Source organism: Mycolicibacter arupensis, from assembly GCF_002086515.1.
Classification (GTDB): Bacteria; Actinomycetota; Actinomycetes; order Mycobacteriales; family Mycobacteriaceae; genus Mycobacterium; species Mycobacterium arupense.
On the sequence record NZ_MVHH01000074.1, the window covers coordinates 1 to 11,218 of the forward strand.

Below are 11,218 nucleotides of genomic sequence, written 5' to 3' on the forward strand. Positions count from 1 at the left end.
CCCCCGTCCCGGCCCACGTCCCGGAGATGCCCCCACCCAGTACGCCGCCTACAAGCCCTTCGAGCCCTTCGATGAGCCGGCCGCCCCGGCGGCCTCCGACTTCGCGGCCACGCCCGATATCCCCTGGTTCCGCCGACGGTCGGTGCTGATCGCCTGGTTCGGGCTGATCGCGGTCATGCTCGCACTGGTGATCTGGGGGATCATCCAGCTGACCAGCCGCGGACCCGGTGGCGGGAGCACCGCCCCGGCGACCAGCTCGTCCAGCTCGTCCAGCACCACCACCAGCACCACCGCCGGCAGTTCGACCAGCGTCACGTCCAGCACACCCAGCACCACGGCGCCCCCTGCCGCGCCGCCCCGCCAGGCCCCACCCCAGCAGCCACCGGCCCAGCAGGCACCAGCGCCCAGCGAGCCACCGCATCGCCACCGCCCGCACCTGCCGTCGTTGCCCTCGGTGGTGACCATCCCGCCCGTGCCCAAGGTTCCCCAGTTGCCGACGGTCATCACGATTCCCCCGTACCGGTAATTCACCGGGCCGGTACTCTCGCCGCATGCAAGCACCGCGGCAACCCGCCTGGCTCGGTATCGATGTGGTGGCCGTCCTGATCTTCTGCGCCCTCGGCCGGCGAAGCCACGATGAAGGCCTGACCATCAGCGGCCTGGCAACGACAGCGTGGCCGTTTCTGAGCGGCACGGCAGTGGGCTGGCTGCTGTCTCGCGGCTGGCGCGCCCCGACGGCCGTGATACCCACCGGCGTGACCGTGTGGATATCGACAGTGCTGGTCGGCATGCTCCTGCGGGAAGCGACATCGGCGGGCGTGGCGCGCAGCTTCGTCCTGGTCGCAGCCACGGTGACCGCCGTGTTTCTGCTCGGCTGGCGGGCAGTATTCTCCCTGGTCGCACGCCGACGCTCGGCCAACTGACGGATTTCGGCCAGTTTCGTCGCGGGGTTTCGTCAGGCGCGTTCCCTATCCTCGGTGTGCGTGAACCGATCGCCGCAGGACCCCAATAGCGAGCCCACGCAGCGGGCCGATCTCGGCTATGGCGGCGACTATGGCGAGCCGGACTACTACAGCGAGCACCGCGAGCCCATCGGACACCAGCCCCTGTGGTCGGATCCGCCTGCACCGACTCCCTGGTACCTGCGGCCAGTGGCTCTGGTCGGGCTGGGCGTGTTGACCGCGATCCTGATCGCCCTGCTGGTGTGGGGCATGGTCGGACTGGTTCACAAGGAACCGGCCACCACCGCACCGACGACCACATCGGCGCCATCCACGACCGCACCTGCCGAGGAACCCGCTGCCCCGGCACCGGCTGTTCCCAGCACCGCGGCCGGCGAGAACCCCCCACCGGCGACCGAGACCGAACCGCCGGCGGCCACCACCCCCGAACCGACCCCCACCACGACCAGCGCGCCACCAACCACCTCGAGCACCCCAGAAACTCCCACCACGACGGCGCCGTCGACTACCCCGACAACGACGATCGCCCCCACCGAGCCCAGCACCCCAACGACGACACGGCGGCCGCCCGAGATCGTGATCCCGCTGCCCGGCTTCTGATTCACCGCCGTCTCCCAGCCGGCTCCACGGCCCTCCTCACGGTCGCCGGGCGATTCAGTTAGGCCAACCTTCGTCGCGCCGAACGGCCTCGGGGTGGCACTATGAGCGAGCACCTTGTAGGGCTTGAACAGGTGCTGCGCACGATTGGCGATAAGTTACCCGCCGGTAACCAAGGTTAAGTTACTGGCCGGTAACTTGCGATGGGAGAGGTTCTCCGTGACCGAAAATGTCCACATGCTGATCCGGCTGGTGCTCGGCATGTCCCTGACAGGGCTTGTCGTCCTCCTCGCCGCCCGCCGGGTGTTCTGGCTCTTCCGGCTGGTCAAGTCAGGTCAGAAGGTCGGCGCTGAGCGGACCAACGACATCAAGACCCGGATCGAAACGCAGATCCGCGAGGTCGCCGGCCAGGCCAAACTGCTGAAGTGGAACATCCCGGGGATCGCCCACTTCTTCACCATGTGGGCGTTCTTCGTCCTGATCACGGTCTACATCGAGGCCTACGGCCAGATGTTCAACGCGCACTTCACCATCCCGCTCGTCGGCCGCTGGGACGCCCTGGGCTTCCTGCAGGACTTCTTCATCACCACGGTCACCCTGTCGATATTCGTGTTCATGATCATCCGCGTCCTGCGCAACCCCACCGAACACGGCCGGTCGTCGCGGTTCTACGGCTCGCACAACGGCGGCGCGTGGCTGATCCTCGTGATGATCCTCAACGTGGTCTGGACCTTCCTGTTGCTGCGCGGGGCGGCCGTCAACACCGGCACCCTGCCCTACGGCAAGGGCGCCTACCTGTCCCATCTCATGGGCAAGCTCCTGGCGCCGCTGGGCTTGGAGGTCAACGAGATCATCGAGACCTCCGCCCTTCTGCTGCACGTGGCGGTGGCCCTGGGCTTCCTGCTGATCGTGCTGAACTCCAAGCACCTGCACATCTTCTTGGCCCCGATCAACGTCACGTTCAAGCGGCTGCCGAACGCCCTGGGCCCGTTGCTGCCGATCGAGTACCAGGGCGAACCGCTGGACTTCGACAACCCGCCCGAGGACGAGGTGTTCGGTCGCGGCAAGATCGACGACTTCACCTGGAAGGGCATGCTCGACTTCGCCACCTGTACCGAGTGTGGCCGCTGCCAGTCGCAGTGCCCCGCCTGGAACACCGGCAAGCCGCTGAGCCCCAAGTTGGTCATCATGGACCTGCGTGACCACTGGATGGCCAAGGCCCCCTACCTGCTCGGCGACAAGCCGATGCCGACCGGCGAGGTCGACCTGGCCGATGCCGCGCCTGCCCCCGGCCACCACGTCCCGGAGAAGGGCTTTGAGCGCATCGGCGGCTCCGGCCCGGCTCAGGCCGTCCGGCCATTGGTGGGCACCGCCGAACAGGGCGGCGTGATCGACCCCGACGTGCTGTGGTCGTGCACCAACTGCGGCGCCTGCGTGGAGCAGTGCCCGGTGGACATCGAGCACATCGACCACATCGTGGACATGCGCCGCTACCAGGTGCTGGTGGAGTCGGAGTTCCCGTCCGAGTTGAGCGTGCTGTTCAAGAACCTGGAGAACAAGGGCAACCCGTGGGGGCAGAACTCCAAGGAGCGCACCGCTTGGATCGACGAGCTCAACTTCGACGTCCCGGTCTACGGCCAAGACGTCGACAGCTTCGACGGCTTCGAGTACCTGTTCTGGGTGGGCTGCGCGGGCGCCTATGAGGACCGCGCCAAGAAGACCACTAAGGCCACCGCCGAGCTGCTTGCCGCTGCGGGCGTGAAGTTCCTGGTGCTGGGCACCGGCGAGACCTGTACCGGTGACCCGGCCCGGCGTGCCGGCAACGAGTTCCTGTTCCAGCAGTTGGCGTCCCAGAACGTCGAGATGCTCAACGAGGTGTTCGGCGGCCTCGACAAGCCGAACCGCAAGATCATCGCCAGCTGCCCGCACTGCTTCAACACGATCTCGCGCGAGTACCCGCAATTGGGCAGCGAGTACACGGTGCTGCACCACACCCAGGTGCTCAACCGGTTGGTCCGGGACAAGAGGCTGATTCCGGTCACTCCGGTGTCGCGCGAGGTCACCTACCACGACCCGTGCTTCCTGGGCCGCCACAACAAGGTCTACGAGCCGCCGCGTGAGCTGGTCGAGGCCTCCGGTGCCAACCTGGTCGAGATGCCGCGCAACGCCGACCGTTCGTTCTGCTGCGGCGCCGGCGGCGCCCGGATGTGGATGGAAGAGCACATCGGCAAGCGGGTGAACCACGACCGCGTTGACGAGGCGCTGGCCACCGGCGCCAGCACCGTCGCCACTGGCTGCCCGTTCTGCCGGGTGATGGTCAGCGACGGTATCGATGACCGCATCGAAGCCTCCGGTCGTGAGGGCGTGGACGTGCGCGACATCGCCCAGCTGCTGCTGGAGTCGCTCGACATGGACGCGGTGACGCTGCCCGCGAAGGGCACCGCCGCCGAGGCAGCCGCCAAGGCCGGACCGAAGAAGGCCGAGGAGAAGGCAGCCGAGCCGGCTGCAGCGGCAGTGGCGACGGCGGACAAGCCGGCCGCCGAGGTCAAGGCCGCGGCTCCGGTCACGGGCCTGGGGATGGCCGGCGGCGCCAAGCGCCCCGGCGCCAAGAAGGCAGCCCCGGCAGCCGAAGCCAGCGCTGCCGCACCCGAGGCACCCGCTGCTCCGGTGAAGGGACTGGGGATGGCCGGTGGCGCCAAGCGCCCGGGCGCCAAGAAGGCGGCCCCGGCCGCTGCCGAGGCTGCCCCCGCTGCCGAGGCCAGCGCTGCCGCACCCGCGGAACCTGCCGCACCTGCTGCGCCCGTGAAGGGCCTCGGGATGGCCAGTGGCGCCAAGCGCCCGGGCGCTAAGAAGGCGGCCCCGGCCGCTGCACCGGCCGCCGAGGCCAGCGTTGCCGCGCCCGAGGCGCCGGCAGAGGCCGCGGCGCCCGCGGCACCTGCAGCACCGACTGTGCCGGTGAAGGGCCTGGGTATGGCGGCCGGCGCCCGCAAGCCCGGCGCCAAGAAGTCCGCTCCCGCGGCTCCGGCTGCCGAGCCGGCCCCCGCCGCCGAACCGGCTGCCGAGCCGGAGGCTCCCGAGGCCGCTCCGGCGGCGGAAGCGCCCAAGGAGCAGCCGCCGGTCAAGGGGCTGGGAATCCAGCGCGGCGCGCGGCCGCCGGGCAAACGCTGAGATAACAGGTTGGGGCCGTGTGGGTGCACATACGGCCCCAACTTTTTTCTCGGGCAAATTTTGATTGGACAACTATGGGACCATTGTCGACGTGACCGCTCATCCGTTGCCGCATCAGATGCCCTGGCCTGCCACCGGCAGTCAGCCACGGCAGCGTACGTTCGCGCAGTCCACCAAACTGCAAGACGTCCTCTACGAGATCCGCGGTCCGATCCACGCCCAGGCCGCCCGGATGGAGGCCGAAGGGCACCGGATCCTCAAGCTCAACATCGGCAATCCCGCGCCGTTCGGGTTCGAGGCGCCCGACGTGATCATGCGCGACATGATCCAGGCGCTGCCCTACGCGCAGGGTTACTCGGACTCCCAGGGCATCCTGCCGGCGCGGCGCGCAGTGGTCACCCGCTACGAACTCATCGAGAGCTTCCCCCGCTTCGACGTCGATGACGTCTACCTGGGCAACGGGGTGTCGGAGCTGATCTCCATGGTGCTGCAGGCGCTGCTGGACAACGGCGACCAGGTGCTGATCCCGGCGCCGGACTATCCGCTGTGGACGGCGTCGACGTCGCTGGCGGGCGGCACGCCGGTGCACTACCTATGCGATGAGACTCAGGGCTGGCAGCCCGACATCGCCGACATGGAATCCAAGATCACCGAGCGCACCAAGGCGCTGGTGGTGATCAACCCGAACAATCCGACCGGCGCGGTCTACAGCCGCGAGATTCTCAACCAGATCGTCGAATTGGCGCGCAAGCACCAGCTGCTGCTGCTGGCCGACGAGATCTACGACAAGATCCTCTACGACGACGCCCAGCACACCAGCTTGGCCACGCTGGCGCCGGACCTGCTGTGCCTGACCTTCAACGGCCTGTCGAAGGCCTACCGGGTCGCGGGCTATCGCTCGGGCTGGCTGGCGATCACCGGCCCCAAGGAGCACGCGACCAGTTTCCTGGAGGGCATCAACCTGCTGGCAAGCATGCGGCTGTGCCCGAATGTTCCCGCACAGCACGCCATCCAGGTGGCGTTGGGCGGTCACCAGAGCATCGACGATCTGGTGCTGCCGGGTGGGCGACTGCTCGAGCAGCGTGATGTCGCCTGGACCAAGCTCAACGAGATTCCGGGCGTGTCCTGCGTCAAGCCCCGCGGGGCGCTCTACGCGTTCCCACGGCTGGACCCCGAGGTCTACCCGATCGACAACGACGAGCAGCTGGTGCTGGACCTGTTGCTGCAGGAGAAGATCCTGGTCACCCAGGGCACCGGGTTCAACTGGCCGGCGCCCGACCACCTGCGGATCGTGACGCTGCCCTGGGCTCGCGACCTGTCCAATGCGATCGAGCGGTTGGGCAACTTCCTGGTCAGCTACCGGCCCTAGTTCCTCCGACGCGTGGGTCGAGCGGAAGCCCCGACCGGAACCGCATGCGCGATGACGCCGATGCCCCACCCGAGGATCGGCCAGACCGGCCAGAAGTACCCCGCACCGGCGAACACCGCGGTCAGCAACCAGATGGCGATCATCACCGCCGACACCGCCAGGTAGACGCCCAGGTGTATCCGCACACCGCGCCGGGCGCCCGCACCGCGCTGCGCCCGGCGACGCGCGCCACGCCTTTCGATGCGTGTGACCGGCAGATCGGCCACCAGCTCGGCGAGCGCACCGACGGTCTGGGCCTCAAACGCCCGCGCCAGTCGCGTCTCGTATTCCGCCATGTCGAGGTATCCCTGCGTCAATGCCGCACCGATCTGATCGGCAGCGCGTGACCGCTCCACATCACCTACGCGCACAGCGGAATCCAGCGACTTGGCTAGCAGCGAACTCATCGCGACCTCCTACTGGCCGGTCGGCACCCAGTTGCCGTGGAATCCGGCGGGCACCCGGTGCGGTAGGTGGATGGCCGCGACATCGTCGAGCGTGGCGGCGTCCAGGATCGCCAGTTCGCTGGTGTCGGTGGCGCTGTCGTAGACGAAGCCCATCAACACCCCGTCATCTTCGGCGGCGTCCGCGGTTGCGGGCTGGAAGACGAATTCGCCCAACTGCTTTCCCTCGCCGAATGACCGTGTGGCCGTCGAACCGCCGATCAGGTCATGCTTGAGCAGCGTCGCATCGGGAACCACACCGTTGCCGATGCTGACGGCGTAGCCGAAGCGGTGACGCCTGCCGACCAGCCGCTCGTCCACACGCGGAAACTCCTGACCCCGGTCATCGACGCGCGACTCGCGAACCTTGCCGTCGGCCAGGTCGACGGTCCAGCGCTCCAGCGTGGGCAGCCCTTCGGCCGGGCCACGCATCTCGGTGTCGAACATCTTCGGATGCCGGACCACATCGAGCACCACGGTGTCACCCTCGTCGTAGGCATTCATCGGGTGGAACACGTAGCAGGGCTCCACTTCGAACCACCGCACGTCGGCATTGTTCCCGTCACGGGGCATAACCCCCACTCGCGCCGGGTATTTCGGGTTCCACCGATACGGCATGGTGCGCACACTGCTCTTGGACCTCGGCATGCGGGCGGTGATCGGGTCCGGGATACGCACCCGTCCGATCACCGCCGACATGATCAGCCGCACCGGCAGCCGTAGGCCGCGCGGCGCCGCGCCCTCGGCGACCCGGCGCGTGTCGAACGTGACCGGCAGGTCGTAGAAGACGACGTGCTTCTCGGTCAGGGAGAAGTCGTGCATCATCGGCGATCCGGTGACCTCGATGTCGACGGTGCGCCGCGCGCGCCCGTCCGTGCCGATCACCGAGTACTGGACACTGTTGCCGCGGTTGAACGCGTAGGAGACGGCGTGCAGTTCACCGGTCGCCGGGTCGCGCTTGGGGTGTGCGGTGTAGCCGCCCGGCAGGGTGCCGTCGAAGTCGCAGGTACCTACGGTGTCCAGCTCATCGGTCAGCTCGTAGCAGGAGATGCCCCCTTCGATCAGCGCCAACGTCCGCCCCGCGTGCCCGATCACGTTGGTGTTGGCCCCGATTCCCGACGGCCCGCCGTGCCGACCGGGTGGTGGCTTCTCGCCGAGAGCGGCCGCGGTCTGGGGGCCGCGCACGTAGCGGTTGCGGTACCACTGCGCCTTGCCGTCACGCAGGCGCACGCCGTGCACCATGCCGTCGCCGATGAACCAGTGATAGAAGGCGGGATCGATCTCGCCGACCGGGTTGGGCCCGTTGCGCAGGTAGCGGCCGTCCAGGTAGTCCGGGATGGCCCCGGTCACCTCCAGCTCGGTGAGGGTGTGCTCCTGCGCTATCGGCGCGAATCCGCCCTGTAGGTAGGGGTTGGTCATCGGACACCTCCGGTCCATAACGATGTTATCTACCATGTATAACATCGTTATGGCAGGATGGCAAGGGTGCATCCGAGTCCGCGTGAGCGCCTGATCGAGGCCGGCACCCGGCTGTTGGACAGTGAGGGCCCCGAGGCACTGCAGGCGCGCAAGGTCGCCGCCGAGATCGGGGCGTCCACCATGGCCGTCTATACCCACTTCGGCGGCATGAACGGACTCCTGGAAGCCATCGTGTCGGCGGCATTCGAGCGCTTCGGCGTCGCGCTGGCCTCAGCTCCCAAGACCGACGATCCGATGACCGACTTCTTCTCCATGGGCTACGCCTACCGGGAATTCGCGTTGGCCAGCCCGCAGCGCTATCGACTCATGTTCGGACTGGCCGCACCGCAGAAGCTCCATGTTCCCGAGCTGCCTTTAGCCACAGCCGCTTTCGACCAGCTCGTTGCGGCCGTGGAGCGCATCGTTGCCAGCGGACGAATCCGCCGGGATGACGCCGGCGAGCTGGCCGGGCGAATCTGGAGCATGATCCACGGCGTGGTGCTTTTGGAGCTGGTCGGCACCTTCGAACAGGACGGTCGCGCGTTGACCCGAATCCTGGGCCCGATGACCATCGACATGTTCGTGGGGATGGGCGACAGCCGCGACGCTGCGGAGCAGTCGCTACGACGTTCGAACGAGATGATCAAGCAAAGACTCGCCGGGGCGAACCCCTCGCGGGCGGGAACTCACCGCGGATCCAGCAACCCCATCAAGTAGTCACCGTAGCCCGACTTGTGCAGCGCCGCCGCCCGGATCGCCAGGGCGTCGTCGTCGATGAAGCCCATCCGCCAGGCCACTTCCTCGGGAACGCCGATCTTGAGACCCTGGCGACGCTCGACAGTGCGGACATAGTCGCCGGCGTCCAGTAGCGAGTCGAAGGTCCCGGTGTCCAACCACGCCGTGCCCCGAGCCAGGGTCTCGACCGTGAGCCGGCCCTGATCGAGGTAGGTCTGGTTGATGTCGGTGATCTCGTACTCGCCCCGCGCCGAAGGTTGTAAGCCCCGAGCGATCTCGACGACGTCGTTGTCATAGAAGTACAGCCCGGGTATCGCGTAGTGGGAGGGGGGCTCGGCAGGTTTCTCCACCACCGATACCGCAGAGCCGTCGGCATCGAAGTCGATCACCCCGTAGGCCGAAGGATCTGCCATCCAATACGCGAAAATCACTGCACCGGAGAGGCATTGGTGGCGACGAAGACTGGTGCCCAGGCCGGGGCCGTAAAAGATGTTGTCTCCCAGCACCAAGGCAACGGAGTCGATGCCGATGTGGTCGGCCCCGATCACGAAAGCCCGCGCCAGGCCGTCGGGCTGCTCCTGGATGGCGTAGCTGATGTCGACACCGAAGGCACTGCCATCGCCCAGCAGCCGCTGAAAAGCCGGTGCATCGTGACCGGTGGTGATCACCTGAATGTCCCGGATACCGGCCAACATCAACGTGCACAGCGGGTAATACACCAGCGGTTTGTCGTACACCGGCAGCAGCTGCTTGCTGACGCCCATGGTGATCGGATGCAGGCGGGTGCCGGAGCCACCGGCCAGGATGATCCCGCGCATGCCGCTCAGCCTAACGGGTCAGTCGACCCGGTCGGCCTCGGTGAGCTCGGTGGCGGCCAATGCGCCGTCGAGGTCCGCGTGGCGGAACACCGCGGTGACGCGGTCGTGCACCACCCGGAAGGCGATCCCTTCGCCCTGGGGAGTCAGCTCGGCCACCACCACGCCGTCGTGCACATACATCCGGCCAATTCCGGCGGTGACTTCCACCGACTCGGCCCACCGGCGCAACGCCTGATGGCCCTGCCCGGCACCGTCGGCGTCGGCTACCTCGATGTCGTCGCTGGACAGTTGTTCCAGGGTGTCCAGATCACCGGCGGCCAGGGCGTCATGCCAGGCGAGGACCGTTGCGATCTCCGATGTGCTCATGGTCGCCCAAACTACCGCGACTTCAGAAGGCGGTGTGCTCGACCCACGTGCGCCACACCTCGGCATCACCGAAGACCGCGATGTCGGTATCGGCCAGCCCAACCCGGCGCGTCGCCACCAGAAACAGGTCACGCGCGCCACCGCGTAGTGCCACCGTTGCTTTGCCGTGCTCGTGCGACCAGCACACCGTGTCGGTACCCGCGGGCCGGCTGATGGTCCACTCACCGGTCGGTCCGAGGCCGTCATCGGTGGCGTGCAGGTGCACACTCTGGCCTTCGGCCAACGGCACGGCATCAGCATTGCGCGCCACGACCGCCGGCATCAGGTCCAGCAGCTCACTGATTCCGTCAGCGGCCAACTCCGGCTCGAGCGTGAACTCGCCGCCGTGCGCCAGGGCGGCGTCGGCGCGGTGCACCGTTGCCTCGTGCAGCCGCCGGCGCACCCACCACGACGCCGGTCGGGGGCCGAGAAACGTCCACACCGGGGTGTTCGGCCCGGTCTCGGCGACGGCGTCGAGCACCCGCTGCGCGCCGTCGTTGAGCCAGTCGATCGCCGCGGCGGTCTCGGCGGGCGGTTTGCCGTCCAGAACGGCCCGCGGATCCAGCGGGCCGTCCATCTGATCGGCGACAATCTGTGCAGACCAACGATTTCCGCGCCCGAAGTGCCGGAACAGTTGGTTGAGGTTCCATTCCGGGCAGGTCGGGATGGCCAGGTCGGGATCGCCCGCCCGGAACAACTCCCCGAAGGCATGCGTCTGGTCAAGCAGAGCTGCGGCGTAGTCCACGCCGTCAGGCTAGTGGATCGACCGGTGACTCAGAAGGGCCAGCCACCCCCGCCACCACCGCCTTTGCCACCGCCACCACCGAGGCCGGGAATCCAGGAACCCCCACCGGTGCCGCCGCGTCCGCCGGAGTTGCCGCTGCCACCGAGGCCCGGAAACCACGGGTTTCCGCCGCCGTTGGAGCCGACGCCGGGCAACCACGGCGACGGGTTTCCGCCCTTCTTGCCGCCACCATCGTTGTCGGGCAACCAGGAGGGATTGCCGCCCTTGTTCCCACCGCCGTTGTTGCCCGGCAACCAGGAGGGGTTGCCACCGTTGCTGCCTCCACCGCCGTTGTTGCCCGGCAACCATGAGGGGTTGCCGCCGTTGGTGGGCGGCTTCTGGGCAGGTGGCCGCAGGAACGGCGGCAGCTCGGGTTGCTGGATCAGCGGCGGCTGCGCCGGGGCCGCGGGTACCGGGGCGGCCGGGCCCCGGCGCAGCCG

Annotated in this window: 11 protein-coding genes and 1 pseudogene; 4 read left to right on the top strand and 8 right to left on the bottom strand. The window is 67.9% G+C overall.

Annotated elements, in window-relative coordinates:
* Positions 1–48: 48 nt before the first annotated feature.
* The gene (locus BST15_RS19830; RefSeq protein WP_131701232.1) at positions 49–504 is read right to left on the bottom strand and encodes a hypothetical protein; all 456 of its coding nucleotides are present in this window, start codon (positions 502–504) and stop codon (positions 49–51) included.
* Positions 505–551: 47 nt separating this feature from the next.
* Between BST15_RS19830 and BST15_RS19835 the strand changes: the two genes are divergently transcribed.
* On the top strand, positions 552–923 hold the full coding sequence (locus BST15_RS19835; RefSeq protein WP_046191065.1) for a DUF3054 domain-containing protein: 372 nt from the start codon (positions 552–554) through the stop codon (positions 921–923).
* A 302-nt stretch (positions 924–1,225) separates the two neighbouring features.
* Here the strand turns inward: BST15_RS19835 and BST15_RS22240 are convergent, their stop codons facing one another.
* The gene (locus tag BST15_RS22240) at positions 1,226–1,567 is read right to left on the bottom strand and encodes a hypothetical protein (RefSeq protein ID WP_157861744.1); all 342 of its coding nucleotides are present in this window, start codon (positions 1,565–1,567) and stop codon (positions 1,226–1,228) included.
* A gap of 229 nt (positions 1,568–1,796) precedes the next feature.
* On the opposite strand from BST15_RS22240, the gene BST15_RS19845 reads away from it, so the two are divergent.
* Together BST15_RS19845 and BST15_RS19850 are read left to right on the top strand one after the other, a co-directional pair.
* Positions 1,797–4,727 (top strand): (Fe-S)-binding protein, encoded by a 2,931-nt coding sequence (locus tag BST15_RS19845; protein ID WP_083071138.1) that lies wholly within the window; start codon positions 1,797–1,799, stop codon positions 4,725–4,727.
* A 64-nt stretch (positions 4,728–4,791) separates the two neighbouring features.
* Complete coding sequence (locus tag BST15_RS19850; RefSeq protein WP_046191307.1) at positions 4,792–6,096, top strand: pyridoxal phosphate-dependent aminotransferase; 1,305 nt, start codon at positions 4,792–4,794, stop codon at positions 6,094–6,096.
* Here the strand turns inward: BST15_RS19850 and BST15_RS19855 are convergent.
* Positions 6,093–6,542 (bottom strand): DUF1707 domain-containing protein, encoded by a 450-nt coding sequence (locus BST15_RS19855; RefSeq protein ID WP_046191308.1) that lies wholly within the window; start codon positions 6,540–6,542, stop codon positions 6,093–6,095. The genes BST15_RS19850 and BST15_RS19855 overlap by 4 nt on opposite strands.
* Before the next feature lie 9 nt (positions 6,543–6,551).
* Positions 6,552–7,997, bottom strand: a complete 1,446-nt coding sequence (locus BST15_RS19860) for a carotenoid oxygenase family protein (protein ID WP_046191309.1) — start codon at positions 7,995–7,997, stop codon at positions 6,552–6,554.
* 66 nt (positions 7,998–8,063) lie between these two features.
* Here BST15_RS19860 and BST15_RS19865 point away from each other — a divergent pair, with 66 nt between their 5' ends.
* On the top strand, positions 8,064–8,753 hold the full coding sequence (locus BST15_RS19865; protein WP_109370898.1) for a TetR/AcrR family transcriptional regulator: 690 nt from the start codon (positions 8,064–8,066) through the stop codon (positions 8,751–8,753).
* Here the strand turns inward: BST15_RS19865 and rfbA are convergent.
* From rfbA to BST15_RS22245, 4 genes and pseudogenes are all read right to left on the bottom strand, one after another.
* Positions 8,723–9,589: a glucose-1-phosphate thymidylyltransferase RfbA gene (gene rfbA / locus BST15_RS19870; RefSeq protein WP_046191310.1), complete on the bottom strand. Its 867-nt coding sequence runs from the start codon at positions 9,587–9,589 to the stop codon at positions 8,723–8,725. The two genes, BST15_RS19865 and rfbA, sit on opposite strands and share 31 nt — an antisense overlap.
* Positions 9,590–9,607: 18 nt before the next feature.
* On the bottom strand, positions 9,608–9,955 hold the full coding sequence (locus BST15_RS19875) for a nuclear transport factor 2 family protein (RefSeq protein WP_046191311.1): 348 nt from the start codon (positions 9,953–9,955) through the stop codon (positions 9,608–9,610).
* Between the two features lie 22 nt (positions 9,956–9,977).
* Positions 9,978–10,739: a maleylpyruvate isomerase family mycothiol-dependent enzyme gene (locus BST15_RS19880; RefSeq protein ID WP_046191312.1), complete on the bottom strand. Its 762-nt coding sequence runs from the start codon at positions 10,737–10,739 to the stop codon at positions 9,978–9,980.
* 29 nt (positions 10,740–10,768) lie between these two features.
* A pseudogene (locus tag BST15_RS22245) lies at positions 10,769–11,218 on the bottom strand (hypothetical protein); the annotation flags it as partial.